Raw genomic sequence first — 25,549 nt, forward strand, 5'->3', positions numbered from 1 at the left:
CGCATACAACCATACAGGCATACAAAAGGGAGGCCCTCCCGACATTTCTGGTACGGGGCCTCTTTTTTTTGCGTTTCCGCCGCTTCCGGGCAGTCCCTTACTTGTCCGCCTGCTCCTCCAGTCTCCGAAACACTTTAAGAAACGACTCCGGCGGCTGCGCTCCCGACAGCCCGAACTTCCCGCCCACGATAAAAAACGGAACCCCAGATATGCCGATCTTTCTCGCCATGGCGAAGTCCTCCTCCACCTGCCGCTCTCCCTCGCCGCGATCCAGCCGTTCCCCCAGTTCCGCAGACGCAAGCCCGTTCTCTTCGGCGATCTCCAGCAGCACCGAGCGACTGCCGATGTCCCGGCCTTCTTCGAAATACGCCCGGTTGATCGCCTCAACCAGGTCCATCTTCGCCGAATCCGGCGCGATCGCGATCAAACGGTGGCTGAGCTTCGTATTCGGCATCATGTCGACCTTGTCGAAATCGAACTTCACGCCTGCGGCGGCTCCCGCTTCGACAACCCGGCTGATCTTCCCTTCTTTGGAAAACTGCTTCCCGTACTTTTGCCTCATCGTGCTCATAAATGGAAGGCCTTCCTCCGGCACGCTCGGATCGAGCATATACGCCCGCCAGCGGATCGTCACCGGCTCCCCGCTATATTCTTCGAGCGCCCGAAATAAATTTGCCATGCCGATCCGGCACCAGGGACATACGTTATCTTGAAAAATATCGATGATCATCGGCTATCCACTCCTCTTGATGGATTGCTCGGCTGCAAACCGTAAGCAGCTCGGCCGGGCTTTACCGATAGTGTAACCGAAATCGGGCCAAGGGGAAACGTATGGTATAGTAAAAACGTATAGTAGACGATAAAACGAATATTCACGGGCAGGAGGGTGTGCAGGGGATGTTTCAACGCGATTACATCATGCGTCTGATCGAGCAGATCAGCAGTTCGATCGGCGCCATACTAGGCATGAAAAAGCAGCTTAAGCCGCAGGAAGCGATGGAGCTGGTGGGGGAAACGTACAAGCGGCTGTTCGGGATCAATCCCGGTCTCGTCCGCGCTTTATCCGAGCGCGATCTCGTTGATTTGCTCAGCCGGGACGGAGAGTCCGCTTCGGAGAAAATGTTTTTGATCGCCGGCCTGCTTAAGGAAGAAGCCGAGCTGTGCGGCATGCTGGAGAAGCCGGACGACGAGTACCGGCTGAATCTGAAGGCGCTGAACTTGTCACTGATTGCCCACAAAGATCATCCGAACGTGGAAGGATGGGATACGCAAGGCCAGATCGAGGAGCTGGTTGAGCGGCTTAGCCACTACGAGCTCCCGCGCGGTACGAAAGAGCTGCTCTGGCCGTACTACGGCTCTGCAGGACGATACGCGGATGCGGAAGACGTCTTGTTCGAGCTGCTGGATGACTCCCGGGAAGAAGCGGAGAATGCCGCCCCGGGCTTCGACCGTACCGCCTATATCCGGCTGCTGGACGAAGCCTGTCATTTCTACGAGCGGTTGCTGGAGACGGACGAGCAGGCACTCGAAGCCGGACGGCTGCCGATCGGCGAAGTGCGCGACGGGCTGGCGGAGGTGCAGGCCAGAGCGGAAACGCTCGCGGATCGGAAAATCTGAGAACCCACCCTCCCGCCTGCCTGCCTCCCTGCCTATGGCGGGCAACTTGGAGCGTCACCGGCCAAGCCGCCCGATAATCCCCGGTTGCAGTCGGCTCCTCCCGCTCGCTTGCCCCAAGCCGCTTCTCAAGGCAAGGCCATTCGCTGATTCCTTGATGCTTTACTTCCCGTCCTCGCGCTTCTCGAACAACCCGAGGTCACGGGCTTTGCGGGCCGCATCTTTGCTGCTGCCGCCGCCCATCTTCTTCAGCACGTTGCCGACATGCACCTTGATCGTCCGGATCGAGACGACCAGCTTGTCGGCAATGGCCGATTGCGGCATGCCATTATCGATCATCTCGAGAACCTGCAGCTCGGAAGGCGTAATTTTTTCCTTCAGTTCCTTCTGTTCGTAGGTTTTTTCCAACTGCTTCAGCCTCCGGAATTCTTCCCGCATCTGTGCGGCTGCGGCCGCGCTAATCGGCGATTCGTTCCGGTAGGCGTCGCGGATCGCGTCCGGAATCCGTTCAAAGTCCGATTTGATCAAATAATCGGCCGCTCCCGCGCGGAACGCGTCGAACATCAGCTCCTTCAGCTCCATCGAGGTCAGCATGAGCACTCTCGCATGATTCCCGCTCATCAGCACTTCCTGAGCCAGATTGATGCCCGCCACCTCGTCCGCCAGCATAATATCCATCAGCACCACGTCGTATTCGAGCTCGCGGATCGCCTTGGCAGCGTCTTCAACCGTGCCCGCGCTGCCCGCGATCTGCAGGCCCGGCTGAGCTTCCAGATAAGCGGTCAGCCCGCGGAGCCAATCCGGATCGTCTTCGATGATGAGTACGCGTATGTCGTTCATCGTCTTCCGCCCCTTTGTTTCTTCTTCGGAAACCGCATAACCGCCGTAACGCCTTTCCCCGGCTGGCTGTATAGATCAAACGTGCCGCCGTGCTTGCGCATCACCTGGTAGCAATACGACAGCCCCAGCCCGAAATTCATCCGGCGTTCTCCCTTTGTCGTAAAAAACGGCTCCATTACCTGGCTGAGCAGCTTTTTATCCATACCCGGTCCCGTATCTTTGATCTCAAACACCGTGTGGTGCTTCACTTCGTACGCTTTCACAAAGATGTCCCCGCCTCCCGGCATCGCCTCGATCGCGTTGGAGAGCACATTGTTCCAGGTCTCCACCGTCTGCGCGCGGTCGCACAGCAGCTCCATGTCCGCCGGAACCCCGAGGTGGATACGGACGTTCGAATTGCCTGTGTCGAGCTGATCGCGGAGCGCCTCCAGCATATCGAGCGGACGGTGCCGTCCCGGCCGGAGCGCCAGCTCCTGCGTCTGGTCCTGCACGCGGGCGATCATCTCCTGCACGTGCCGGGATGCCGCAAGCACGACGTTAATATCGGCGGCCAGCTCGGGCTGATCCGTCCGCTCCGCGTAGGCGCGTATTTTCTCGCCGAACAGCTTCATTTTGCCGACATCGTTCTTGATCGCGTGGTTCAACACGGCGGTTCCCGACGTTACGGCGCGGATAGACACATCCAGCTTGCGGGTCTGGATCAGGACGCGGACGCCCAGAAACCCGTAATTAAATATAGCTATCGTAAACACAAGCACCGCAAATGCGATAATCCAAGTATTGTACCGCCACATTTCAAAAAGACCGAAGCTTGGAAGCACATAGTTCATCACCGCACAAAGCAGTACCGCGGGGACGATCGCAAGAATCGTCAACCGGTCGCTCAGCTTCGTCGTTGCATGCGTCTGCCGCTTGAATACGATCCACAGTGAGCCGAATGCCGCGTACGGAAGCGCCCATGCGGCCGTCAGCCGGAATGGTATCGGGTGAATCGGACGGACGAGCAGCATGGTAAGCGCTATTGGCAGCAGTAACGCAAGCGCCAGCCACATATTACGCCGCCGGGTCAGCCAGGACGGCGGGTTGTAGCTTACCGCGAACAAAACGAACGTATAAGGCAATCCGTAATATTGGAGCAGCGAGGACAGCTTACGCAGCCCCTCCATCACATCCAAAAGTCCGGCCCCCGCTTCTCTCGCCAGGGCCAGCGGTATCAAGGTATCACCAAGCAAAGCCGACAAGGCCCCCGAGCCGCCGCAAAAAGCAACGCCGCTGAGCCAGCGGATCGAGCTTTTCTTAAAGTCCGATATGAGCAGCACGACAGCTACGCTCCATAAAGCTATAAGCACAAACAGCATAATCGTTGTCCCTCTCCCACGCAAACAATACCCATTCCGACAATATTATACCACGGAATTCTTTCCCCCCTTATAGGAAGCAAGTATAATAAATTTAGAAATAGTATTGGATTCGGTAGTAGGGGGAGAACGGCTTGGTCAAATCGGGAAGTGTGTGGCTCCGGATCTTGCTCGCGGCATGTATCGGAATCGGGTGGGCAGGAGTGCCGGTATATGCGGAAAGTCCCGCAAGCTCCGGGAGCGAATTATGGATCGAGGACAGGTTCGAATCGGAATCGGGATTGTGGAGCATGTTGGGCGCGTCTGCGTTAGCGGATGGCAGCTTGCGGCTGACGTCCTCGCTTCAGGATCAGGTCGGAACGATCTGGCTGAAGCAAAACATCGCCCCGCCCTATGACGTATCGTTTCAGTTCCGGATTACGGATCCGTCCCCATACGGAACGGCCGACGGAATCGTCTTCATGTTCAACAAGGAGAAAAACGAATTTCCGGTCAAAGGCGGAGGGATGGGATTCGAGGTGGGCAGCGGATACGGGGTCGAATTCGATACCTGGGCCAATTACGAGCATGCCGAGTATAGTCCCAACGTCTCGTTGTTCCACAACACCCCGGTGCATTGCTGCGACCCTGAACAATCGTCTCCCCGTTTAGCCTATATAGATCAGGCATATATCGCTTTGGATCAGTGGCACGATGTCACGGTTCAAGTCAGAAACGACGGTGTGAAGGTCGTCTGGAACGGCGATCCGGTGATCGATTACTCCGGCCAACTGGACGGACGGTTTAGCGGGATCGGCTTCTCCGCCAGCACCGGCGATGCGGTCAGTACCCAAGAGATCGACAACGTCACGATTGCTCGGCCGTTTCACGCCTCCTCGTCAGTTGGCGAACTTCTGGTTGCAGCGGACAGCCCCTACGGCTCGTACGACTGGATTATACCTTCCGGAGCGACGGAGCTGCCGCTGCGCCTCGTCGTGGCCGACCGACGTTCGCAGCTAACCGTAAGCGGCGCGGCGTATACCGTTACGAACAGCACGTATTCCGATTCCGGCCCTCTCATTCAGGAAATGATCATCCATCTCCCCGAATCCGAGCCGGGAGCGAGCCTGCTTATTACGACAGCTTCGGATGACGGTCTTGGGGAAAACTCGTACTCCTTTACCATCCGCCGTCCTCCTGCGGTACAGCCGATCGGATACGCCTTGCTTAGAGGCGATGGGCGAACCCTTGAGCTGTATTCCAAAAAAGCGCTGTACACCGACACGGGCCCGATTCCTCTGGAGTCGATCAAACTAAACGGACTGCAGACGACCGTCCAATCGGTTTCTTTTGGCGAGGGGCCGGGCGAGATTCATCAGGTGTTCGTCACACTGGCACAACCGGTTGCGGCAGGCAGCCCGTTCACGATCAGCATTTTGCCCGGAGCGTTGGAGGATGCCGAAGAGAACCAAGTGATCCAGTTGGAAATCCCCGTCGTTCAGGAGAACGGATTGCGGGCCGCGTACGAAGACGACGACGGCATTCATATCGACGATCTGATCGGGACGATTACGTCCGGCTACCCGGACGTGAACGGCTTGCCCGGCTTTGACCGGTACGATGTGCTGATGCTGCTCCGGCTCGTTCTTCCTCCGGCGTCTTCGGATTAAGCCGTTAGCGGTAAACTTCGCGTGCAAGCAAATAAGAGCCTCCCGCCACACAGTCAGTGGCATCGGAGGCTCTTTGTTATTTGGCCGGGCTTTATTTCGCGCCCGGATCGTACGAGCTTTTCAGTGACACGATGCGGTTGAACACCGGCTTACCCGGTGCGGAATGCTTGGAATCGACGTTGAAATAGCCGTGGCGGAAAAATTGGAACTTGTCCTGCGGCTGGACGGAAGCCATATCCGGCTCAACGAAGCCGCCGAGAACCTCCAGCGAGTTCGGATTGAGACGCTCCAGGAGCGTATCGGCATCGACCTTCTCATCCAGCGCAAGCGGCTCGTAAAACCGGAATTCCGCCGGAATGCCCTTTGTCGCGTCGACCCAATGGATCGTTCCTTTCACCTTGCGCCCGGTAAAGCCGCTGCCGCTTTTCGTCTCCGGATCGTATGTGCAATGAATCTCGATGACGTTGCCGTCCGCGTCCTTGATGACTTCCTCGCACTTGATGAAGTAAGCGTGCTTCAGACGCACCTCGTTGCCCGGGAACAGGCGATGGTACTTCGGCGGCGGATTTTCCGCAAAATCGTCCCGCTCGATCCAGATTTCCCGGGAGAATGGAATTTGCCGGGTGCCCATCTCTTCATTCTCCGGATTGTTCTCGGCGTCCAGCATCTCCACTTGGCCTTCCGGGTAATTCGTGATGACGACCTTCAAAGGCTGAATGACCGCCATCGTCCGGGGCGCCTTCAGCTTCAGATCCTCACGCAGGAAATGATCGAGAAATTGCGAGTCTACCGTAGACACGGCTTTGGCCACACCGACCTCGCGCATGAAGCTGCGGATCGCTTCGGCCGTATACCCGCGTCTGCGCAATCCGGTAATCGTCGGCATCCGCGGATCGTCCCAGCCGTCGACGACTTTGGAATCGACGAGCATTTTCAGGTAACGCTTGCTCATGATCGTATTGGTCATGTTGAACCGGGCGAACTCGTACTGGCGGGAGACGTGCTCCATCTCGCATTCGCGGATGACCCAGTCGTACAGCGGACGATGGTCCTCGTATTCGAGCGAGCACAGCGAGTGGGTGATGCCCTCCAGCGCGTCCCCGATCGGATGCGAGAAGTCGTACATCGGATATATGCACCAAGCGTCTCCGGTTTTATGATGATGCGCATGGATGATCCGGTACAACGCCGGGTCGCGCATATTGATGTTTGGCGAAGCCATATCGATCTTGGCGCGGAGCACTCTCTCCCCGTCCGGAAACTCGCCGGCCCGCATCCGGGCGAACAGGTCGAGGTTTTCTTCGACGGAGCGGTTCCGGTACGGGCTGTCTTTGCCCGGCTCGGTCAGCGTCCCTCTAGCCAGCCTCATTTCCTCCGGCGTCTGGTCGTCCACGTAGGCCAGTCCTTTGCGGATGAGGAGGACGGCCCGGTTGTACGTCTCTTCGAAATAGTCGGAAGCGAAATGCAGCTCCTCCCATTCGAAGCCGAGCCAGCGAATATCGTTCAGGATGCCGTCGACGTATTCGGTATCTTCCTTAACCGGATTCGTGTCGTCAAAGCGCAGGTTCGTCCGCCCGCCGAATTCGTCGGCCAGCTCGAAGTTCAGGCAGATCGCCTTCGCGTGGCCGATATGCAAATAACCGTTCGGCTCGGGCGGAAACCGGGTGACTACTTGCGCGGTCCGGCCCTCTTTCATGTCTTCTGCAATAATGGTTTTGATAAAGTTCGATGATTCCGTCTTCGGCTCCATCTCCTCGTCTACCTTCCCTTCTCGCCGATTGGGGCGCGCTCTAGATTATCTCTCTATCATACACAAAACCGGAGGAAAATTATACTGGAACGGCCGGGTTTTGCCTCATTTGAATGGAGGTCGCGATTGGCAGCGTTTACATGATGGTTTCGCCGAGCAGGGATGCGATCAGCTCTACGGCCGCCTTGGCTGTCTTGTTCCTTAGGTCCAGCACCGGATTGACTTCTACAAACTCGGCGCTGGTTAAGAGGCCCGAAGCAGATAATATCTCCATGGCCAGCAGACTCTCCCGCAGACTGATGCCGGCGGGCACCGGGGTCCCTACTCCGGGAGCGTCCTCCGGGTCCAGTCCGTCCAGGTCGAGGCTGAGATGAACGCCTTCCGTCCCGGCGGATGCGAGACGCACCGCCTGCTCCATCACCGCAGATATGCCGATCCGGTCGATCTCGTGCATCGTGTAGACGGTGACCCCGTGCTGCTTCAAAAAGATACGCTCGCCCGGGTCGAGCGACCGAGCGCCTACGAGAACGACGTTGCGCGGATCGATGCGGGGAACGCCGCCGCTGCCGATTCCGATTCCGGTCAAGGCGGGATGCCCGAACCCGAGCGCCGCAGCCAGCGCCATGCCGTGAATGTTGCCGGACGGGGAGGTGTCCGGGGTATTGACGTCTCCATGCGCATCGTACCAGATGACGCCGATCCGCTCCTTGTACCGGGTCACCCCGGCGAGTGTCCCGATCGCAATGCTGTGATCTCCGCCCAGAATGAGCGGGAACCAGTCTCCTGCCGCCGTTATGGCTGCGACTTTCTCCGCCAGCTCCTCATTCACCCGGACGATCTCGTACGCATATTTCATATTGGTTTCGGGCAGCGTGCTCGAGTATGCCTTGGCTCTGCGGACCACGAGGTCGCCTTCGTCCTGAACGGCGTAGCCGAGCTGCTCCAGTCTGGCCTCAAGACCCGCGCACCGGATCGCGCTGGGCCCCATATCGACTCCGCGCCGGTCGGCCCCGAGGTCCATCGGGACGCCCAATACGGAAATCTGTTTGCATATATTCGGGTTCATGTGACCGCTCCTTTCAACACGCGCTCGATCCGGTCCAGGCCCCAGTCGAGCTCCTCCCGGCTGATCGTCAGCGGTGGCGCCAGCCGGATCGTGGTCGCATGCGTTTCTTTGCACAGCACGCCTTGTTCCATGAGCCGCTCGCAGTACGGCCTTGCCTCGACGGTCAGCTCCAGCCCGATGAACAAGCCTTTGCCGCGGATCTGGCGCAGGATGGGGCTTTGGACGGAGCGAAGCCGCTGCATCGCATGATCGCCCAGCTCCCGGGAGCGCTGCGCCAGCTGTTCCTGCTCGAAAACATCGATCGCCGCTACGGCACAGGCACAAGCCAGCGGGTTGCCGCCGAAGGTGGAACCGTGGGAGCCCGGGTCGAATACGCCGAGCACGTCCTTGTCCGCCGCTACCGCAGACACCGGGTATACGCCGCCGCCGAGCGCTTTGCCGAGAATGTAGACGTCCGGGACGACGTGCTCCCAGTCGCAGGCGAACGGCTGGCCGGTACGGCCGAAGCCAGTCTGGATCTCGTCGGCCATAAGCAGGACGTTGTGTTGTTTGCATAAGGCAGCGGCTTTATTTAAATACCCTTCCTCCGGCACGATGACTCCGGCTTCGCCTTGAATCGGCTCGACCAGAAAGGCGGCCGTGTGTGGCGTAATCGCTTGCTCCAGCGCCGCAGCGTCGCCGTATGGGATGGTGGTGAAGCCGGGTGTGAACGGACCGAATCCTCTTCGGTATGCCGGCTCGGTCGAGAAGGACGTTACGGTCACGGTGCGACCATGAAAGTTGCCTTCGCATACGATGATGTCGGCTTGCCCGTCGGGGATATTTTTCTTATCGCAAGCCCATCGACGAGCTGCTTTTATGGCGGTTTCGACTGCTTCGGCACCGGTATTCATCGGCACGATTTTCGATTTGCTGGTCAGCCGCGCCAGCTTCTCGTACAAGGCGCCGATCGGCTCGCTGTGGAAGGCGCGGGAGGTTAACGTAAGGCGGTCCGCCTGCTCTCGGAGGGCGGCGATCACCTTGGGATGCCGGTGCCCGTGGTTCAGCGCGGAGTAGCTGCTCAGCATGTCCAGATAACGCTTGCCCTGCGTATCCTCTACCCATACGCCCTCTCCTTTCACGAGCATGACGGGAAGCGGGTTATAGTTGTTCGCGCCGTATCTTCGAATGTTGTCCATGGCGGAATGGTTGGAACTCATGCTGCTCGCCCCTTTCCGTGGTGGTGAAGCTGTTCCAGTGCAATCCTTGCGGGTTCTGGTGAAATGGCGGTCCGCTCCTAGCCCGGATGATGCCTTCGATCGCCGTTGTTCCCGGATTTTTTGGATGGAAGCTTCTAGGGTGAAAATCCGGGAACAAATGCGAACGCTTCGCTTCTACGGCATTCATCCGGGCTCTCCACTTGGATTCACTGGAAGTGAAGGAGTATCCTTCGGATGCAGCTGTTTAATATAAGTGTAAATGCAATCCTTGCGGGCTCTGGTGAAATGGCGGTCCGCTCCTAGCCCGGATGATGCCTTCGATCGCCGTTGTTCCCGGATTTTTTGGATGGAAGCATCTATGGTGAAAATCCGGGAACCAAATGTGAACGCTTCGCTTCTACGGCATTCATCCGGGCTCTCCGCTTGGATTCTCAGGAAGCGGGGGAGTATCCTTCGGATGCAGAGTTTATGTACACAGTATATGCGGTGTAACTGCTTCGGGTACGGATATGCGGAACAGAGGGAACAGTCGTGAAACGGTGACTACTGAAGGGGGCCTCGGGAAGGAAGCACGAAAAGCCGGACGAATAGGTCCGGCAGTTTTTATGAGGGAGAATACTATGGGAGCTGCTATCGAATGAGGAAGATATCGTCCCGATCCGCTCTCAGCAGGGCGGATTGTGGCGAGATGCCCAATTTGCCGGTTACTTGGATAATATCGCCGACTTGGAGCGAAGCCGCCTTCGTGGACAAAAGCAGCGAGCCGGTCTCGTCTTCCACAACGAACTGACAGAAGCCGTTCGCTTGGGGAGTAGGTACGGACACTACTTTTCCTTTTATCGTAACGGTGTGGCCCGGCAAATCCTTGGCTTCGAGGATCGACAACAACGGCAAGCTCATCGGCTTAGCTGCCTCATCCGGTTGGGCATGAAGGATCCGGTCTGCTGCTGTCGTGTCGTCGAATTGTCCCTGAACCGTCTCGTGGGCGATGAGTAAAACAATCATCAGAATCGGGGCCAGCCATATCCGGACTTTTCGGATCATGAATGCATACCTCCTAAGCGTTGTTCGCTTATCGGACTATGCTTCTAGCTTAACCACCGATTGTTATCGTGAATCGCAAGTTTTGTAAATATTTTGCTAACGGTGGTGCATAGGCGGGTTTGCAGCTTGCAGACGCGATGACAGGGGGTGAATCGGTGGCGGTTTATGTGGTGCGCGATTTCAAGGGATGGGTCGATGCGTGTTCCATCGAAGATGCTGAACGTGCGGTTTCCGCGAAGCGCTGGAATGCGGCGGCGTTATTCGGGAATGTACAGCTGCTCGGGCTGGCCGGACGCTTTCCGCAGTTCGTTGGCCAAGTAATTGCGGCGGATTTTGTCTTCGCGGGAGGCCTGATCGAACTCGTGGCTGAGGAAACGCTCGATCATTTCGTTCACGTCCTCCGCTTTCAAGTTATATCTCATCACTGTACTCCACCCTCCTTCGTCTCCGTAGGAATCGTTCAGATCGATTCGAACGCCGTTGACTACGATATCGTTGCGGTATTGATACAGATGGATGCCTTCCGCTTTATGCCCTCGGCTCCAGGCGTACGTTTGCCAGTAGCGGGTGCAGACTCCGGCTTCGCGGACAGCCTCGATCACACGGTAGGAACCGTACACCCCGGTCAAATATCCGGGAGAAGCTTCGGAAGCGGCGCGGATGTAGTCGATCACGACGGGCATCTGATGGGTGGTTGCATCGAAATCTACCGCATAATAAACCGCGCTGCCTTCCGGCTGCCCGATCGCGTGAGCGGTTCGAAGCGCAGTCGCCCCGTCAGCCAATCCCGCCGCTCGCCCTCCAAGCGCCCGGTCGGCCGTCATCTCGAAGACGGAGATGACCTGCAGCCCCGCCTCGGAGATCAGCTCGGCTTCTTCGCGGGTCAGCCGCTTCCAGCCCGTCGGGACGAGGTATCGGCAAGCAAATTGATAGCCGTCTCGGGCAAAAGCCTCGGCCGAAGCTTGTTGGAGCGGCGTCGCGCAATCAAGTCCTTTCATTGGTGGATTCACCTCCGGGGGGATGAATGGATTTGTTTTGGATCTGCCCGGCGGCAGCCGCTACGAGAAAAGCGTTGGCGAACGTCAGAAAGTATGTCCGCCAGTCGTGGGCAACTTGTACCCCGATCGCAAACTGGGCGGCGAGCAACACGATCCAAGCGACCAGCACGGCATACAGATCCGTGGGCACCCGCCACTTTTGCAGGATGCGGTCGATTAGAACTTTGGTATATTGCACGATGTAGAAGGTCAATAAAGAAGCCCCGCCGATGGTCAGCAGGGCTTGCCAGGTAAATAGTTGGGTGTCTGGCACAATGTTACTCCCCCTTCGTCTTGATGACCATTGCCAGAACTGCAATGATCACGCTGCCAATAATCGTTGTCGCCGCCCAGTACACGATTTTTTCCAGCCGGTCTAGCCTCTGGTGGGCGGATTTGGTGGATTGGAGCGCTTCCTGAGCGATGTCGCGGGCATTCATCATATAATCGATTTTTGTCTCAACGCGCGCTAACCTTTCTATAATCTGCTCTTGGGTTTCAACTGGCAATCGAATCGCCTCCTCTTCACCCCTTACGGCAGGTTAAATGGAATGCCCCGATTGCTCGGGGCTTGTGTGGTGTGACGTAATCTTTTCAAGGTAACCTCTTTCTTCTGTAGTTACAGTTAGAAGATGTTGTGTTCCTAGCGGCTGCTCGTTTTCGGCCCCTTAAAGATGCCTTACTCTTCCTTGACTACAACAAATACTAGCTTGTGTTTTCTATTCAGAAAACGTGCTGACAGTCAACCTGACGCTCATTCCGTCGACGCAACTCAAGACTGTGTATATGGCTTCCAGCAAGTCTGCCTCATTAACCCTGCTGAAGTCTTCTCGGATGATCCTACCACTACGCGGGAGTAATGCATTATATTTGGCATCTGCTATTGCTATCGTCCCCTAATCTTCAAATAAGATAGCCCCGATTGCTCGGGACACCCGTTGATTCTGTATACATCATGTGTTGGAGCTTCATTTACGTCATTCCTTTCGGATTAGTTTTACGTCGAGAACCAAAGGTCTCTTACGTATAGCTGCGACATTCCATCGGAGTACGCGGTGTTGTATAGAGTTATGCCTGTTTTGGCCGACGTTCCGGTTAGCGCAATATCAACGCCTAGAGTCCGCATTGATGGCGACGGATAGCGTGATGATTCAATAATTTGTCGGTGAATCGAAAAATCACGATTAATTTGTAAATGCCACTCTCCGCCGTCTCTGTCGTCACGCGCGTATACCATTATGTTAAGACGTTTATAAGAACTCATATTAACGTTGCCAAGGTTCCACGTGAGCCGCGTCACACCGCCATCGTTAGCAAACAAGCTTAGCGAGCGTCCATATATAACATTTGCAGGTTCGTGGAATATGTTCGCGTCGCCGTATTTTTCCGGAGCATATGGGACCGCCGGGTCAACGATGAGTCCTTGGCGGAGCAGGTAAAGTTCCGGCTTAACAGTGACGTCGACCCACGAAACTCCTCCCCAAAACTTCATCTTCGTACGTTCGACCCATTGTGATCCATCCCACGTTCGAACCGCTTTGGGAACGACCCAAGAGGATCCGTTCCACCATTTCATTTGCGGCATTGCTTACGATGCCTCCCTTCGTTAAGCTGATGTGTCGATCCAGACGTCGCCGACTTGTAGCGGAGTAGGAGCGGTAGCTTGCACGGATACTCTATGCGAGTTTTGCGAGTGCCACATAACAGATCCTGCTCCGGGCAAACACTCTGCTAAATTTAGCGATATGCCTCTGTTGCTGCCTCCGGACTCGTAGAATCGAAGGCTGTTGCTGTAAATGTTCATTATGGTATGTGGTCCGCTTAACGTTGAACCTGACGCTGGGTTTCCGAGATAGAATGTACCGCTGTTTGCGAATATACTCCCTGCGCCAGTTACGACGAGACTTCCGTAAATATTTTGCCCACCGCCGCTATGGATGAACTCCCGCACAACCGTGCCATCCCACCACGTCGGCGTAGCAGATGAGTGCACGCCGAATGGAATATTCGGTGTTCCGGTAATTACTGTGCCACCGCCATTTTGATCTAAAAAAATCATATTCTCGGTAGAATCATCACTCTTCGTACCACTCAAAGCAGCGCCCTTTCCTATACGCGCTCCTGCACTATGGACTACGTAGCCAGTGAACGCCCCTCCATCCGAAGTCATAATCGCGTACCATGGTGTCCAAGAGCCCGTTCCTCCCGTTGCAGAAGGGTTACCGCTGCGAACGTACATCGCGGAATTGTTGTATGACTTCACGATCTGAAATATCGTATCCCCACCTCTGCAAACAATCATCTGACCGTGGCCATATTGTGGAGGCGCATCCGGATGGGGATCTTGGAGGCGATAGAAGCCGGATTCGATGACGTCGTTTAATGAGGAACCGGGAGGTACATATGCATCCGGTTGCACCGCATTCGCACCTTTATCAAACGCCTCTTTAACCGCCCGCGCCGTAGCCGCTTTATCCGTCGCTGTGCTGTTCACCGCATCGACCAGCGTTGTATGGCCGTATCCCCCACCTGTAGTTGCTTTTACATCGGCATGCTCCGTGATTTCTTGTTTACGCGCCACATCATCAGCCGCCGCCGGTGCCGCCGCCTTAAAGCGGCCGCTGGCATCCCGCTGCACCATCATAGAAGCTGTCGCTGCACTCGTAGCGGCGTCCAGCTTCGCCTTGTCCGCTGCGGACATCCGTCCTGGGGCGGTAGTAGAAGCAAGTTTGGCAACCTCCGTATCCAATTTATCCGCATTTTCGTTTAGATCAGCAATATCAACGACGTCTGTGCCTTCGGGCTTCTTTAAGTTCAGGTTCGGCGTCAGTTGCATCCAATCAGCCTCCTTCTATGTCTGCAGTACGTTCCAAATTATGCGCTGGCGCTGACCATTCAAGCGGCAACACCCCCAAGATGTAGGGATTAATCCCACCGTTACGGGAAGAGTCATTACTAAGGTAACCACGATATGGCTTGATTGAACGGGGAAACCGCTACTTGTATTCGTTGACTGTTCCCCTTTGCAAAGTCATTCATGTATAACTGGCTGCCAAGCCGAGCTAGGAAGAGGAAGACCAATATATGCATTGGATCTTCAGGTCGAGTCAATTGTTGCGATCCTTCTTACGTTGAAGTGTCGATCCAAATGTCGCCAACCTGCGGATTTGCATGAGGCGTAGTAGATACGAATAATCCTCGCTGGTCCCAAATCTTATAGGAGTTAGTGCCCATCGACCAGCCACCTATTTGTAATCGTTGGGTATTCGCATCGAGACCGAAGTGGCAGGCGAAATTATTCGGTATATGAAATGACATAAAGGCATCAGAGGTTGTGCTATTGCTGCGTACTTCAAGAGTTACTGTCTGACCACTTACCGCCTCCATTTCCCCGGATGCTCCAGCAAACAAACCGAGGCCATTAACGGTAATATTACCGAAAGTGGTAATTCCATTGATTGTTTGGCCGCCCCCATCATGAATAAGATTACGCATAACTGCTCCGTTGTACCACGTCGGAACTGCTGACGAATGGATTCCGGAAGGTATTCCAATCCCTCCAAATATGGAAACATTTTGATCATTTACGTGGGCCAGTAGCGTATTGCTTCCATTCGTTGTCTTACCCACAAGACCGACCATGTTTCCGAGGTACAGTCCAGTGCCGGGGGACATCTCTACGTTCCCTATGAATGTTGTGCCTTTCGATGTAACTAACGGAGCCCACGCAGAGTATAATCCCGTAGGTGTACTTACCTGCGGAGGATTACCGCAACGTATGTACGTGTACGTTGGATCACTATACGCAAAAACAAGTTGTGTGATTGTGTCAGAACCTCCACGAACTACAAGCATATTCCCGTATTCACAAGCAATATGAGGATTGTTAGAGTGTGACGTCTGTAAACGGTAGAATCCCGGAGCTATAACATCGTCCAAGTTCATACCGATAGGTAAAATATTAACCGCAACTCTACTCGCTTGATCAAACGCCTGCTTGACCGCATTAGCCGTCGCTGCCTTGTCTGTAGCGACGCTACTCGTGGAGTCGACCAGCGTTGTATGTCCATATCCCCCACCTGTAGTCGCTTTTAAATCGGCGTGATCCGTGACTTCTTGTCTACGCGCCACGTCATCAGCCGCCGCCGGTGCCGCCGCCTTAAAGCGGCCGCTAGCATCCCGCTGCACCAGCGTGGAGGCTGTCGCTGCGTTAGTAGCGTTATCCAGCTTCGTTTTGTCCGCTGCAGACATTCGTCCGGGGGTGGTAGTGGAAGCTAGTTTGGCAACCTCCGTATCCAATTTATCCGTATTCTCGTTCAGATCGGCAATATCAACAACGTCCGTGCCTTCCGGCTTTTTTAAGTTCAGATTCGGCGTCAGTTGCATCCCATCACCCTCCTTCGTAGGTTCGCAGTTCGCTCCAGGTTTTTGAGACGGCATCCGACCAATGAAGCGATAACAAATTGCCCCATGTGGTGTACGTGTAGGCGAACGAATAAGCCAAATGAGCCGGCTTAATGTCCTCCAGCATCCGGATAAATCCGGCCATATTGGACGGTATCCCTTTCACGCCGACAAATTTAACCTCAAAGCGGCTCTCCTCCGGGTACTCGATCACTTCAACCTCGCCACCGGAAAATGAAGCGGCTGCTTCAATGAGCATTCGCTTCGTTGTGGTTCCGGTTCCCCGCAGCTTGGCACGGATTAACTCCCGCCTTCGCGCAGGAGGACTTGCGGAATCCGTAGAGAGCCCCAATTCCTTTTCCCACCCGTCCAGCCCCCACGTCGCCGAATCCACAAAAAACTGCTTCAGCGTTTCATCCAAGGCGAACCGAAGCTGGCCAAGCTCGGCTGCATCCACCGACTGAATCGCCTTCATCACTCTGCTGTTCCGGTAGTACTCCGGAATTATCCGCATGAGGTCGGGAAGCGAAATCCCCTCCTGACCGTCCCCGTCAGCCAGCTCGCTAAAGGTCAGTACTTTGTATACGTCATGCTCGTATGACATCCGGCTAGACCCCCAAATTCACAGTTCCAAGAACCGGTATTTGTTCCGCGTCCAGCGGCACGTTGGCCGTTCCGCCATCGAGGGCTAGGCCTGTGTGGTCCGTCACTCCGGGCGTATTCAGCAGAAGCGTGGCGATCCGGGCGTAGCTCACATACGAAGAGGTGAACGCCGTTTCCTTGAAATAATCAACCATAGCCGCAGAGAAGGCATCGACTACGTTCTGGATCGTAAACCCGGCAGCCAGCGTAACCGTTGCGGCAATCGATATCGGCTTTGCCGTTGCCGACACGATGGTTGGATTCGCTCCAATCGGACGGACCTGCTCCAGGTAAGCGGCTACTTCGGCCAGCGTTTGCGGACCGACGGGCTGACGATCCGCGTCCACTACGGCTACTTTTACGGTTCCGGGGCCGTCCCAGAGCGGGAATACTTGGGCATCCCCGATCCCCGGCACTTCCATCGCCCATTGCCGGTATTGGTGCACGTTGCCCGATGTTGCCGGCTGGCGCACCTTGGCGAGATAACGCTGGAGAAGCGACTCGTCATCCTCCGTGTTTTGTCCTCCCGTCGTGGGGATTTCGTTGCGAACACTGGTTACCCCGGGCACGGACGACGCTAATAGACTGATCGCAAGGGCGGGCACATTGCCTTCTTTTCCAGCACGAACCGCTTCGATTGCTGCGCTGCCTGCTCCCTGCCCATTTAAAGTAACCGGACTTTTCGTGGCAAATGAGATCGAAGGCGTTCCGGTTACCGGGTCCGCCAGCGTCACCACTACCGTTCCGGCAGGTACAGTCGCCCCCGCCTTTCCGCTGAAAATGACTTGGCCGGTCGACCGGACAGCGGGTTTACGCGTCACCCCATGCTCCTCGCAACGCAAATCCAGGTACGTCCCAAACGTAGTGCCCGCAAAGCCGCGGCGCAGCGCCTCCTGGGCCCAGATCGCCGCTTGGGCGAGCTCGATTGCAGCCGGGGAGACGGCGTCCCAAATAAAAGAACCCTCCGACTTGTCCAGATCGGAGGGCAAAGCGTCAAGCATCCGGCGCAGAATCTGCTCTTCGCTCTGATCTTGCAAATAATTCGGCAATGTCGCCATCAGGCTGTCACCACACTTCCGTCTATCGTTGTTTTTTGCCCGCGTACGCTCGTAACTTCGCATTGGAAGCTGCAGCGATCGCCTTCCCACGTAAACGAAAAACCGCCGACGCTTCCCGTCCGCGGGTCTGTCTTCAAAGTCTCTGTCGCAATCCGCACAATCTCCGATTCGTTGGCGGTGCGGGGGAGATTCCGGGCGATCAGTCCGTCAAATTCCTGGCCGTAGTTGCGCGAATAGGCCAAGTAGGTGTATCTTTCGGTGCGCAGCGCCTTCTTGCACCATTCGATCCAGGCGTCGGTCTCGGCAGAGCCGGCAATCTTGCCGGTAGGCGTCACGACGAAGTCGCCGCGCTCGTAATCGAAACGCCAGCTCCGTCCGAACCGGACAGCTCCGTTTGTCGTTTCATTGGCTTTCCCGTCCGGGGCGCCGGAGCCGCTAGGAAACAGATTAGGCATTTCCCTTCACCACCTTGCACAACACGACGGCTTCCGAACCGCCTGCAACGGGAACGGCCAGGACGCGGTCGCCCGGCTTTAAGCCGTTCTTGAACATCAGTTCCGCCTCTTCGACCTCGGCAGCCTGAAACGCAAACGAGCCGCTGCCCTGCACATCGCGGCCGTCTCCGTCTTTTAACCCGGAAACTGTGCCTGTCATCGTAAATGCAGGCAGCCGCAGCGTCGCACGCCAGTCTGCAACCAGATAGTCCTGGATCTCATGCTTAAACCCGTCCAGCTTCAGTCCGCTCGCCGTCATCGTACCCAGCTCGGACGGGACGCCGCTTAGAGCGCTGGCTGCATGCCCGGACATCCGGAAATCCAGGAGAGAGGCGAGGTTTTTAAATGGATCCATCCAAGTAGTACCTCCTCTTCACGTAGTCGTACGAAGCGAGCTCCAGCGTCATTTTTCCGGGCTGTCCGAGCTCGTGCCGGACGGAAGTCACGATCAGCTCCATTCCGCTGCCGATCAGCGCCACTTTGTCGCCCGCCCGGATCGTGTTGACATCCGGAGAAGTGACGCTAAACGTCTCCTGGATGCCGGACAGCAAACCTTTCGCCGCTTTGACCGCTTCGCTGACGGTTGTAAGGGTACTGTCCAGCACGACCTTTTGCAGCGTGCCGAATTGGTCGGTATCCGCCTCCTCGACCGCCAGCACTTCTGTCGCGCTTTCCGGGTCGCTTTCGTTGCCGAGCACCTTCACCTTCGTCACGGTTCCTTCCAGCGTCCTGCGCTGGGTAAGCGATTCGATGTTCCCGTTCGGCTCCAACGCCCAAACCGCTTCAGCGCTGCCAATCTCGAACAGCTCCAGCCCGTTTGGCGTCATCCGGGGACGGTACAAGGCTCCGCCTTTGCGGGCGGTTTCCTTTAAGTCTGCTTGGATCATCGAATAAATGGGTTGGGAACGATACACGTTTTTGCGGAGAACCTCGGCCGTATCGACGAAGTTATTCAAGGTGATGCCCCAGTCTGACGCATAACGCTCCAGTCTTTGGGAGGCCGTCTGCCCGGCCGGGAACAAGTACTCGTCCTCCGACTTGGCCAAATAGATCGTGGAATCGTAAATGGTCACCGCCAGCTTGTCCGAGCTCCCATAGACGTTCTCGCATTCCCAGACGACTCCCGGATGGAGCAGATACACCATATTCGTACCGCCAATCGGCACGCCGGATACGCGGATTTCCTGACCGGGCCGGATACCCGGAAAATCTGCCGTGAGCCGCATATTTACGCTCGCCCGGTAAGCAATCTCGTCCAGAGATTCCTCCAGCGTCAAACTTTCGACGAGATCGCCCAAGGCGTACTGTTTATCCAATATGACCTCATAAAACCGGCTTGTTTGCTCGCTCATTCAGGCATCACCAGCTCTTGTCCGGGATAGATACGGTCGCTGTCCGGTCCGACCACACCTGCGTTGGCGTCGTAAATTTCTCTCCAGCGGCTGCCCGAGCCCAGATTGAGTTTCGCGATTCCCCACAGGGTGTCGCCGGGCTTGACCGTATACGTTTTGGGGACCGGCTTGATGTCCGGCCGGGGCTCGACCGCAGTGGTTCCTCCGCCGATTTCGGAAACGGAACGGACTTTATATTCTCGCCATGTGCGAAAGGTCAGGTCAAAATACACATCTCCCGGCTCGCCGCCGCGGAAGCTGCTGTTATGCGAGGCGATCATCACGAGCACGTTCACATCGGTATTCGTAATGATCAGTCTCAGCGGCTGCCTGCTGACCATCCAGGTATTGAGCTGATTCATGGCATGCTGCGGATTCGGGACCTCTGCCGTTCGGCAGTAGCCCGGCTCGTGCTGGATCGGGAAAAAGGACGAAAACGAAATCTCCTTGATTTTCTCGCCGCCGGGAATGTCGAACTCGCCTTGCAACGCAAGCGTCAGCGTTTCGTAGCTTTTGTCCCGCTTGATGTTGATCTCCGGCGGGTTTACGGGGAAATGCAGTTGGAGTCCTGTCGGGTCTTCGAGAAAAATGTCCATATCCGGCAATTTGACTGTGGTTGTCATGTCGCCACCCTGTTATCCATAGCCAGCTTCATTTTGCTTACGATTTCCCATCCGATTTTCCTGGCCAGGCTTTCCTCGTCGATTTCTTCCTTCGGCATATTCAGCTGCACCCCTTCGACGGAGATGTTGTATGTCGGCGCCGGAAGGTCGGTATTATTCGGGACTGCCGGGTAGCCTGGACCGGGGGGCGGCAAGGGTGTGGAGGCGGGATATAAACTCAGGTTGGATGCCGGACTAGACAACGCTGCAGAGTTTACAGGAGGACCGCTCTCCTCCTCCTTTTTCTTCTTGCCAAACCAACCGCTATTGTTTATAAAACGCCCGGCTTTCTCACCCAGCCAGCCTCCGACCATTCCACCTACTACCGTGCCTACACCCGGCAGGATGGCCGAACCGATGATCGAGCCCACTGTGGCGCCCCCTGCACTGGCAAGCGTATCGACAACCGCAGCCGTTTTGTCTTCGGCCGCTGCGATACTCATCATCCCAAGCGCAGTTCTCCCCAGTGGATTCGATCCGCCTAAATATTTCATTGCGCTTTTTCCCAGTTTGCTGAGTCCTTCAAAAGCTTTAAAGCCCCCCGAACCGCTCACGAAGTTGTTCGATCCCGGCCCTGGACCTGGCGGTTTTTTGGAATCAGGAGAGGTTGACGGACGCGTTTTATCGTCCAGATTTGTTGGTTGATTATCTTTAATGTCGGATTCTTTACTTGGCCCCGGTGTTACCGGCTTTGTTTTATCTCCAAGTGTTTCTTCTGGAATTTTAGGTGGTTGGGTGGTGTCAGCCTTTGTAGGAAAAGGTACTACATCCGCTTTACGACGCGGCTTCTTCTCCGAGTCCGCTATTGGTTTATTGGCCTCTGCTGTGGACTTGTTACTGGGTAAGTTTGACTTTGTTCGTTCACCTGCAGATTTGTCCAGCGGACTGCGCCTTGTCCCCCCGTCTCCACCTCTGGTTCGGGTTCTAGGAATTCTTCGAGCTGAGGACCTTTTGTTGCCGCGATCCGGGCCATCTGAAGGGGGCGTTTTTTTGTCATCGCAGCAGCATTTACATACGCAGACTATTTGTTGGGCTGCGTTGGAGGACTTATTTTTATTAAATATCTCTTTGGTTTTATTTACAATGTCCCAAGTATCGTTTATTACGCCAATGTAACCCGTAAATTTAGATATATCGTCCGCCACTTCTACCGCTTGTTTCCATTTACTTTTCTCATCCTTATTTGATAACTTCTCGAGTAACTCATTCATTTTTTTTACAGACTCAGTAAAATCATCTTTTGAATCTTTGTTGTCACTACTTTGAATACTTATGGATATTGAGTTTTTAGGGTTGTTAGGAAACTTAGCCCCAACCATACGCAAAACAGCCAAAGCCGCCCTCCGCGCATACTGCTCCAGCCTGTAAAACGCCACGCTCGTGCGATCGGCGCTTTCCCGAAGCCGGTCCTGAGACCGGAGCAGCCGATCTATCGTATCGCGAGCCGCCATATCGGCCATACTCTCACCGCCTTCCCTGCTTGGTTCCCTGCGCCGCTTGGGTCAGTCTGGCCTCCGCGGCCAGTTCGAGCTCCATGCTGGCCAGCAGAAACAACTGCTCGCCGCGCGGCAATTGCCAGAACGCTCCGGGGCGCAGATGATGCCTCACCCAGATGGCGTGAAGCATACCGGCCAGCCCCCCGGAGTCGATCAGTTTTTTACTTCGTCTAGCTGCGTGTTGAAGCCGCTCAGATCGAGCACTTCATCGCCGAGGGCGGACAGCTCGCCCGCGAGCAGGATGCGCTTGATCACTTCCTCCCCGCCGCTCGCCTCGTATTTCGCCAGCAGCCGGGAGTCTCCCCAGTTCGGGGAGACGGTGGCCGCGGCGATGAGGGCGACGTTGAACTGCTCTTCGTCCAGACGCTCGGACTTCTGTCCGCGGCGGTCGGAGCGCTCGGTGCAGCGTTCGCGCAGCAGGTACACCTGCTTGCCAGTCAGGCCGCGGAGCGTGACCGGGATGCCGAGACGCGGCAGCGTAACGGTTTTCTCCGGGAGCCGGTCGGCGTCGAGCAGCTTTTGCAAAATTTGATCGTCCATCATCGTCGGAGTCCTCCTACCTATTCATGATCTATATAAACCCGGCGTTAGGTCAAAGCCGGGGCAAGTAATTGCAGATTCGCGAAATAATCCGTCACCTTGACCCAAAAATCCCGTGCCAAGCCATAAGCACAGCCGATTCCAAGCCGGAGTCCCGCATTACACCGCCTGAATACGATCCAGCAGCTCGTAGCCCTCGAATGTAAAGGACACTTCCTCCTTCACCTCTTCGCCGGCGGTCCAGTTCGCGAGCTGCAGCTTGTCCAGCATGACGCTGCTCAGCTTGACCGTCTCGTAGCCGTACGCCTCCGGATCTTCGAGCTTGGCGTACATATCGAACTTGGCGAAGCCGCGGGCGATCATATCGCTGGTCACTTTAAACCCGCTCACGGTCCCGGTTCCTTTCATCGGCCCTTTCTTGTGGCGGACCCACGGGTCGCCGGCGAGGTTCAGCTCGCGCTTCTGCATTTCCACGCTGGCTTCCAGGTGGTTAAAATTCGTTTGCCAATGGCCGTCGATAAAAATTTTGCCGTACGTACCCATAATGACGCGGCTAGCATCCATACTCATCGTTTAGGTCCCCCTCAAAGCACGATAAACGTGCCGAAAATTTGTTCCATCGCATCCGTCAGACGAGCTTCCCAGCTCAAAAACACTTGATCCGGCCCCGGAGTGAACACGGCGGACGGACCGTAATATTGCGGATTCAGGTACACATCCCAGCCTTCCGCCTCGATGACGCCGGATTGAGCCAGCGACTGCATATATTGCTTGGCGGCGCCGATCAGGGCAAGCCGGCCTTCGGCGGTGTTGTTCACTTTGCCGATATAGCTGCCTTCCGCAGAGGCGGTCAGGTCGGTTTGGATCGCGTCCATAACGCGGACGGTTCGGATTTTTTTCCACGCGTTGTTCTGGCCTTGCCGCAGGCTCGACAACGAGTTGACGCCGCGAAGCGCCTTGACCCGTTTGCCGTCGTGAACGAAGAGGAAGACGCCGGCCGTTACCGCCTGCTCCTGTTCGCCGCGCGTCCAGCGGCGGGTAACGTCCTGGAACGGGGATACCGCATAAGTGGACGATTCGCTCAGCTTCTGCCCGGCGATCAGCCCCGCCACATATGCGGACAACTGGGCCGAGCTGTAGCTGGCACCGTTCAGGATGGCGCCTGTGCCTACGTTGACTACGGCCTCATGGTTAAAGGCGCTGCTGCGCGCCACTGCCGCGCTGACCGCCGAAGACGAGGTGTCGTCTGCGGACGAGCCGCCAAGGACGGCCATAACGGTTTTGCCTTCGGAGCGGACCCGGTTCACCCACGCGACGACGCTCGTCTGAATCGCGGAATCGGCAATCCCGTCGAGCGCGAGCAGGTTAAATTCCTGCGTCTCGCATGCGGAGAGCGCATAGGTGTAATCGCCGGCGGCGATGCCGTCGATCCCGGAGTCGCCGCCCGCAAACGGGAAGCTGCTGCCATCCTTGAGCTCCCCGCTGCCTTCGGCAAGCTTCGATGCGACGACCCACTTGTTGGCCGGGTCGGCATTGATCGCGTCCACTGCCGCTTGTGCGGTGCCCGACGCGAACGTGAATGTTTTCAGAAGCGTCGTCCCTTCAAGCAGGCGGATGTCTTTCTTCGCCGAATCGACCGGATTCGTCTGCACGGTGACTTGAAAACCGTTGCCGCGCGCCCCCGGATATTTCGCTTCCAGCTTCACGATCGCCACCGGTGTAGCCGCGTTGTCCTGAAGCGTACAGGACGCCTTCGCCGCGTCTGCGTCGGCAAGCCGGTACGCGAGTACGGTTTTGGCGCCGCCGAACAAGGCGAGCTTCAAAGCGGAATAAGCGGTCGCCCCGTCCGATTCGTCGCTCGTATACGTTTCGTCCGCAGCGGACAAGCCGGTGATCTCCACAAACTGCTTGACCGGTCCCCAATGGGCTTTCAGCGGAATCGCCACGACGCCGCGCGCGCCCGGCTGGACAGCGGACAGCGCCGCCGCCTGAAAATTCATGTACATGCCCGGCAAAACGGGCGTATCGGTCGTGCTCCAAGTTCCTCCAGCCATTAGCGCTGCACCTTCCTTTGTTGAAATTGGCGGATCAACCGCCCGGTTTCTTCAATCGTTAAAGCCGATTTTGTATTGCCGTGCAGAGCGCCGGTCAATACTTCGGGCTTCACTGCAAACAGCGCCTCTGCGCCTGCCAGCAGCTCCTCCCGGGTATATGCCGGCCGTTCGCTTTGCTCCGCCTGATCCGCAGCTTGCTGCTGCGCGGATTTTTTAAATGCCATGCGAGTCGTCTCCTCCTTCGTATATTGCCTGCCGGATGCCGGATGCGGACGTAGCGGCCTTCGACCCGGACCCTCCGTGCTTGTTACTTAACGAAAGCCGCCGTCATAATGGACCTCCCGGATAAGCGGTCCGGTCGGAGCCGCCTTCCGCACCTTCTGGCGCAGCGTAACGGTCAGTTGGCCGGTCGTCAGGCCATCTGCACGGTAATCCCCGATGACCGTAACCGGTACGACATACTCCTGCGTTGCGGGGTTGGCCTCCAGCTTGGTAACGCCTCCGAGCCCGGATGCCAGCGCGCCGACCATAGCCGCCTGCTCCGCTTCATCTTGGCTGAGCACATGGCCGATCACCGTGCGGTGAAGCTCGATCATCGACGCGCTGCGGTTCTGCGCATCCACCTGCTCCAGCCTCCATAGAATCGCGGGAGCCGTATAGGCTTGCGGCCACCGCTGCCGGTAGACTTGCCAACCGGCTCCGGCCTTGTCCTCGGTCCAGACGCATAAAGCTTCCAGCGCCTCATCTGCCGACGCCGAGGAAGCGGCTTCTCCGGTTCCAACAGCGGCCACGGCCAACCGGAGCGTCCGGACCGAAGCCGGAGCACCGCCGCCGTCCGTTATTCCGGGCTCGGCAACCCCCTCCAGCCGGCATGTAAACGCCGGTCCGGACGGCCCGCCGGTCAACTGTACGCCATGCAGCGCAAGCACCGCTTGATCGGCGAGCGCATCCATAACGCTGCCATCGCCGGGTTCGCCGTACAGCGCTACCTCGTACACGCGTTTAACCCCGGTCCATAAGTTTTCTGGTGTCTCACCATTCAGTTTCACGGTCGCATACGGCTTCACAGTCGTACCCGACGGCTCCTGAATGTCGTAACAACGCCCGCTCAGGGCGGTCAATTCGGCGGCAAGCCTTGCTTTAATCGCTGCGCGCATGTTGGTTCCACCCCAGTCGTTCCTTCATCTGACGCAATAATCCGCCGCGGCCGGCATTCCTCGGAGCCGGTCCGTCACGCGGCCGTATGCTGTT

Annotated in this window: 28 protein-coding genes; 2 read left to right on the forward strand and 26 right to left on the reverse strand. The window is 56.6% G+C overall.

Translation table 11 applies throughout. The features are described from left to right. Nucleotides 1-97: 97 nt before the first annotated feature. Nucleotides 98-730 (reverse strand): DsbA family oxidoreductase, encoded by a 633-nt coding sequence (locus tag IDH45_RS00750; protein ID WP_190923715.1) that lies wholly within the window; start codon nucleotides 728-730, stop codon nucleotides 98-100. 167 nt (nucleotides 731-897) lie between these two features. Here IDH45_RS00750 and IDH45_RS00755 point away from each other — a divergent pair, with 167 nt between their 5' ends. Continuing rightward, the gene (locus tag IDH45_RS00755) at nucleotides 898-1,617 is read left to right on the forward strand and encodes a DUF6483 family protein (protein ID WP_190923717.1); all 720 of its coding nucleotides are present in this window, start codon (nucleotides 898-900) and stop codon (nucleotides 1,615-1,617) included. Nucleotides 1,618-1,776: 159 nt separating this feature from the next. Here the strand turns inward: IDH45_RS00755 and IDH45_RS00760 are convergent, their stop codons facing one another. Continuing rightward, nucleotides 1,777-2,454 carry a response regulator transcription factor gene (locus tag IDH45_RS00760; RefSeq protein WP_190923719.1) on the reverse strand — a complete coding sequence of 226 codons (678 nt, stop codon included), beginning with the start codon at nucleotides 2,452-2,454 and terminating at the stop codon, nucleotides 1,777-1,779. Beyond that, nucleotides 2,451-3,812, reverse strand: coding sequence for a sensor histidine kinase (locus tag IDH45_RS00765; protein ID WP_190923721.1), 1,362 nt, complete (start codon nucleotides 3,810-3,812; stop codon nucleotides 2,451-2,453). The genes IDH45_RS00760 and IDH45_RS00765 overlap by 4 nt, the downstream gene beginning before the upstream one ends. A gap of 134 nt (nucleotides 3,813-3,946) precedes the next feature. On the opposite strand from IDH45_RS00765, the gene IDH45_RS00770 reads away from it, so the two are divergent. Beyond that, nucleotides 3,947-5,461, forward strand: a complete 1,515-nt coding sequence (locus IDH45_RS00770) for a family 16 glycoside hydrolase (RefSeq protein ID WP_190923722.1) — start codon at nucleotides 3,947-3,949, stop codon at nucleotides 5,459-5,461. A gap of 91 nt (nucleotides 5,462-5,552) precedes the next feature. Here the strand turns inward: IDH45_RS00770 and IDH45_RS00775 are convergent, their stop codons facing one another. From IDH45_RS00775 to IDH45_RS00885, 23 genes are all read right to left on the reverse strand, one after another. Then, nucleotides 5,553-7,211 carry a glutamine--tRNA ligase/YqeY domain fusion protein gene (locus tag IDH45_RS00775; RefSeq protein WP_190923724.1) on the reverse strand — a complete coding sequence of 553 codons (1,659 nt, stop codon included), beginning with the start codon at nucleotides 7,209-7,211 and terminating at the stop codon, nucleotides 5,553-5,555. A 136-nt stretch (nucleotides 7,212-7,347) separates the two neighbouring features. Further along, a complete protein-coding gene (rocF, locus tag IDH45_RS00780) occupies nucleotides 7,348-8,277 on the reverse strand; it encodes an arginase (RefSeq protein WP_190923726.1) in 930 nt (309 codons plus the stop codon). Beyond that, on the reverse strand, nucleotides 8,274-9,476 hold the full coding sequence (gene rocD / locus IDH45_RS00785) for an ornithine--oxo-acid transaminase (RefSeq protein ID WP_190923728.1): 1,203 nt from the start codon (nucleotides 9,474-9,476) through the stop codon (nucleotides 8,274-8,276). The genes rocF and rocD overlap by 4 nt, the downstream gene beginning before the upstream one ends. Before the next feature lie 630 nt (nucleotides 9,477-10,106). Then, complete coding sequence (locus tag IDH45_RS00790; RefSeq protein ID WP_190923730.1) at nucleotides 10,107-10,520, reverse strand: OB-fold nucleic acid binding domain-containing protein; 414 nt, start codon at nucleotides 10,518-10,520, stop codon at nucleotides 10,107-10,109. A gap of 257 nt (nucleotides 10,521-10,777) precedes the next feature. Continuing rightward, the gene (locus tag IDH45_RS00795) at nucleotides 10,778-11,518 is read right to left on the reverse strand and encodes a DUF1906 domain-containing protein (RefSeq protein WP_190923732.1); all 741 of its coding nucleotides are present in this window, start codon (nucleotides 11,516-11,518) and stop codon (nucleotides 10,778-10,780) included. Further along, entirely contained in the window at nucleotides 11,505-11,831 is a 327-nt protein-coding gene (locus IDH45_RS00800; protein WP_190923734.1) for a hypothetical protein, read from the reverse strand. Before IDH45_RS00800 ends, IDH45_RS00795 begins: the two co-directional genes overlap by 14 nt. Nucleotides 11,832-11,835: 4 nt before the next feature. Continuing rightward, nucleotides 11,836-12,066: a hemolysin XhlA family protein gene (locus IDH45_RS00805; RefSeq protein ID WP_223836273.1), complete on the reverse strand. Its 231-nt coding sequence runs from the start codon at nucleotides 12,064-12,066 to the stop codon at nucleotides 11,836-11,838. 488 nt (nucleotides 12,067-12,554) lie between these two features. Further along, nucleotides 12,555-13,142 (reverse strand): hypothetical protein, encoded by a 588-nt coding sequence (locus IDH45_RS00810; RefSeq protein WP_190923736.1) that lies wholly within the window; start codon nucleotides 13,140-13,142, stop codon nucleotides 12,555-12,557. Nucleotides 13,143-13,163: 21 nt separating this feature from the next. Beyond that, a complete protein-coding gene (locus IDH45_RS00815) occupies nucleotides 13,164-14,393 on the reverse strand; it encodes a tail fiber protein (protein WP_190923737.1) in 1,230 nt (409 codons plus the stop codon). A 290-nt stretch (nucleotides 14,394-14,683) separates the two neighbouring features. Further along, the gene (locus IDH45_RS00820) at nucleotides 14,684-15,943 is read right to left on the reverse strand and encodes a pyocin knob domain-containing protein (protein WP_190923739.1); all 1,260 of its coding nucleotides are present in this window, start codon (nucleotides 15,941-15,943) and stop codon (nucleotides 14,684-14,686) included. Nucleotides 15,944-15,947: 4 nt separating this feature from the next. Continuing rightward, nucleotides 15,948-16,565 carry a YmfQ family protein gene (locus IDH45_RS00825; RefSeq protein WP_190923741.1) on the reverse strand — a complete coding sequence of 206 codons (618 nt, stop codon included), beginning with the start codon at nucleotides 16,563-16,565 and terminating at the stop codon, nucleotides 15,948-15,950. Nucleotides 16,566-16,569: 4 nt separating this feature from the next. Beyond that, on the reverse strand, nucleotides 16,570-17,661 hold the full coding sequence (locus IDH45_RS00830; protein ID WP_190923743.1) for a baseplate J/gp47 family protein: 1,092 nt from the start codon (nucleotides 17,659-17,661) through the stop codon (nucleotides 16,570-16,572). Further along, nucleotides 17,661-18,116, reverse strand: coding sequence for a DUF2634 domain-containing protein (locus IDH45_RS00835; protein WP_190923745.1), 456 nt, complete (start codon nucleotides 18,114-18,116; stop codon nucleotides 17,661-17,663). The genes IDH45_RS00830 and IDH45_RS00835 overlap by 1 nt, the downstream gene beginning before the upstream one ends. Next, on the reverse strand, nucleotides 18,109-18,510 hold the full coding sequence (locus IDH45_RS00840) for a hypothetical protein (protein ID WP_190923747.1): 402 nt from the start codon (nucleotides 18,508-18,510) through the stop codon (nucleotides 18,109-18,111). The genes IDH45_RS00835 and IDH45_RS00840 overlap by 8 nt, the downstream gene beginning before the upstream one ends. Next, the gene (locus IDH45_RS00845) at nucleotides 18,497-19,507 is read right to left on the reverse strand and encodes an XkdQ/YqbQ family protein (protein WP_190923748.1); all 1,011 of its coding nucleotides are present in this window, start codon (nucleotides 19,505-19,507) and stop codon (nucleotides 18,497-18,499) included. The genes IDH45_RS00840 and IDH45_RS00845 overlap by 14 nt, the downstream gene beginning before the upstream one ends. After that, the gene (locus IDH45_RS00850) at nucleotides 19,504-20,142 is read right to left on the reverse strand and encodes a LysM peptidoglycan-binding domain-containing protein (RefSeq protein ID WP_190923991.1); all 639 of its coding nucleotides are present in this window, start codon (nucleotides 20,140-20,142) and stop codon (nucleotides 19,504-19,506) included. The genes IDH45_RS00845 and IDH45_RS00850 overlap by 4 nt, the downstream gene beginning before the upstream one ends. Before the next feature lie 23 nt (nucleotides 20,143-20,165). Continuing rightward, nucleotides 20,166-21,668: a hypothetical protein gene (locus tag IDH45_RS00855; protein ID WP_190923750.1), complete on the reverse strand. Its 1,503-nt coding sequence runs from the start codon at nucleotides 21,666-21,668 to the stop codon at nucleotides 20,166-20,168. A gap of 4 nt (nucleotides 21,669-21,672) precedes the next feature. Beyond that, complete coding sequence (locus IDH45_RS00860; RefSeq protein WP_190923752.1) at nucleotides 21,673-21,834, reverse strand: hypothetical protein; 162 nt, start codon at nucleotides 21,832-21,834, stop codon at nucleotides 21,673-21,675. A gap of 23 nt (nucleotides 21,835-21,857) precedes the next feature. Next, nucleotides 21,858-22,247, reverse strand: coding sequence for a phage tail assembly chaperone (locus IDH45_RS00865; protein ID WP_190923754.1), 390 nt, complete (start codon nucleotides 22,245-22,247; stop codon nucleotides 21,858-21,860). Nucleotides 22,248-22,403: 156 nt separating this feature from the next. Further along, nucleotides 22,404-22,814, reverse strand: a complete 411-nt coding sequence (locus IDH45_RS00870; protein ID WP_190923756.1) for a phage tail tube protein — start codon at nucleotides 22,812-22,814, stop codon at nucleotides 22,404-22,406. A 14-nt stretch (nucleotides 22,815-22,828) separates the two neighbouring features. Further along, nucleotides 22,829-24,298, reverse strand: a complete 1,470-nt coding sequence (locus IDH45_RS00875; RefSeq protein ID WP_190923758.1) for a phage tail sheath subtilisin-like domain-containing protein — start codon at nucleotides 24,296-24,298, stop codon at nucleotides 22,829-22,831. Continuing rightward, on the reverse strand, nucleotides 24,298-24,522 hold the full coding sequence (locus IDH45_RS00880; protein WP_190924007.1) for a hypothetical protein: 225 nt from the start codon (nucleotides 24,520-24,522) through the stop codon (nucleotides 24,298-24,300). Before IDH45_RS00880 ends, IDH45_RS00875 begins: the two co-directional genes overlap by 1 nt. 87 nt (nucleotides 24,523-24,609) lie before the next feature. Next, on the reverse strand, nucleotides 24,610-25,455 hold the full coding sequence (locus tag IDH45_RS00885; RefSeq protein ID WP_190923759.1) for a hypothetical protein: 846 nt from the start codon (nucleotides 25,453-25,455) through the stop codon (nucleotides 24,610-24,612). Between the last annotated feature and the right edge of the window lie 94 nt (nucleotides 25,456-25,549).

It is taken from the genome of Paenibacillus oceani, from assembly GCF_014705615.1.
In the GTDB taxonomy this organism is placed as follows: domain Bacteria; phylum Bacillota; class Bacilli; order Paenibacillales; family NBRC-103111; genus Paenibacillus_AB; species Paenibacillus_AB oceani.

What these genes read in the sequence shown, in the direction of transcription:
- rocF (WP_190923726.1), bottom strand. Translation starts at nt 8,277, where the DNA reads ATGAACCCGAATATATGCAAACAGATTTCCGTATTGGGCGTCCCGATG.
- IDH45_RS00865 (WP_190923754.1), bottom strand. Translation starts at nt 22,247, where the DNA reads ATGATGGACGATCAAATTTTGCAAAAGCTGCTCGACGCCGACCGGCTC.
- IDH45_RS00885 (WP_190923759.1), bottom strand. Translation starts at nt 25,455, where the DNA reads ATGCGCGCAGCGATTAAAGCAAGGCTTGCCGCCGAATTGACCGCCCTG.
- IDH45_RS00860 (WP_190923752.1), bottom strand. Translation starts at nt 21,834, where the DNA reads ATGCTTCACGCCATCTGGGTGAGGCATCATCTGCGCCCCGGAGCGTTC.
- IDH45_RS00810 (WP_190923736.1), bottom strand. Translation starts at nt 13,142, where the DNA reads ATGCCGCAAATGAAATGGTGGAACGGATCCTCTTGGGTCGTTCCCAAA.
- IDH45_RS00845 (WP_190923748.1), bottom strand. Translation starts at nt 19,507, where the DNA reads ATGAGCGAGCAAACAAGCCGGTTTTATGAGGTCATATTGGATAAACAG.
- IDH45_RS00775 (WP_190923724.1), bottom strand. Translation starts at nt 7,211, where the DNA reads ATGGAGCCGAAGACGGAATCATCGAACTTTATCAAAACCATTATTGCA.
- rocD (WP_190923728.1), bottom strand. Translation starts at nt 9,476, where the DNA reads ATGAGTTCCAACCATTCCGCCATGGACAACATTCGAAGATACGGCGCG.
- IDH45_RS00815 (WP_190923737.1), bottom strand. Translation starts at nt 14,393, where the DNA reads ATGCAACTGACGCCGAACCTGAACTTAAAGAAGCCCGAAGGCACAGAC.
- IDH45_RS00750 (WP_190923715.1), bottom strand. Translation starts at nt 730, where the DNA reads ATGATCATCGATATTTTTCAAGATAACGTATGTCCCTGGTGCCGGATC.
- IDH45_RS00790 (WP_190923730.1), bottom strand. Translation starts at nt 10,520, where the DNA reads ATGATCCGAAAAGTCCGGATATGGCTGGCCCCGATTCTGATGATTGTT.
- IDH45_RS00875 (WP_190923758.1), bottom strand. Translation starts at nt 24,298, where the DNA reads ATGGCTGGAGGAACTTGGAGCACGACCGATACGCCCGTTTTGCCGGGC.
- IDH45_RS00825 (WP_190923741.1), bottom strand. Translation starts at nt 16,565, where the DNA reads ATGTCATACGAGCATGACGTATACAAAGTACTGACCTTTAGCGAGCTG.
- IDH45_RS00820 (WP_190923739.1), bottom strand. Translation starts at nt 15,943, where the DNA reads ATGCAACTGACGCCGAATCTGAACTTAAAAAAGCCGGAAGGCACGGAC.
- IDH45_RS00840 (WP_190923747.1), bottom strand. Translation starts at nt 18,510, where the DNA reads ATGGATCCATTTAAAAACCTCGCCTCTCTCCTGGATTTCCGGATGTCC.
- IDH45_RS00830 (WP_190923743.1), bottom strand. Translation starts at nt 17,661, where the DNA reads ATGGCGACATTGCCGAATTATTTGCAAGATCAGAGCGAAGAGCAGATT.
- IDH45_RS00855 (WP_190923750.1), bottom strand. Translation starts at nt 21,668, where the DNA reads ATGGCCGATATGGCGGCTCGCGATACGATAGATCGGCTGCTCCGGTCT.
- IDH45_RS00795 (WP_190923732.1), bottom strand. Translation starts at nt 11,518, where the DNA reads ATGAAAGGACTTGATTGCGCGACGCCGCTCCAACAAGCTTCGGCCGAG.
- IDH45_RS00880 (WP_190924007.1), bottom strand. Translation starts at nt 24,522, where the DNA reads ATGGCATTTAAAAAATCCGCGCAGCAGCAAGCTGCGGATCAGGCGGAG.
- IDH45_RS00850 (WP_190923991.1), bottom strand. Translation starts at nt 20,142, where the DNA reads ATGGACATTTTTCTCGAAGACCCGACAGGACTCCAACTGCATTTCCCC.
- IDH45_RS00870 (WP_190923756.1), bottom strand. Translation starts at nt 22,814, where the DNA reads ATGAGTATGGATGCTAGCCGCGTCATTATGGGTACGTACGGCAAAATT.
- IDH45_RS00835 (WP_190923745.1), bottom strand. Translation starts at nt 18,116, where the DNA reads ATGCCTAATCTGTTTCCTAGCGGCTCCGGCGCCCCGGACGGGAAAGCC.
- IDH45_RS00765 (WP_190923721.1), bottom strand. Translation starts at nt 3,812, where the DNA reads ATGCTGTTTGTGCTTATAGCTTTATGGAGCGTAGCTGTCGTGCTGCTC.
- IDH45_RS00760 (WP_190923719.1), bottom strand. Translation starts at nt 2,454, where the DNA reads ATGAACGACATACGCGTACTCATCATCGAAGACGATCCGGATTGGCTC.
- IDH45_RS00755 (WP_190923717.1), top strand. Translation starts at nt 898, where the DNA reads ATGTTTCAACGCGATTACATCATGCGTCTGATCGAGCAGATCAGCAGT.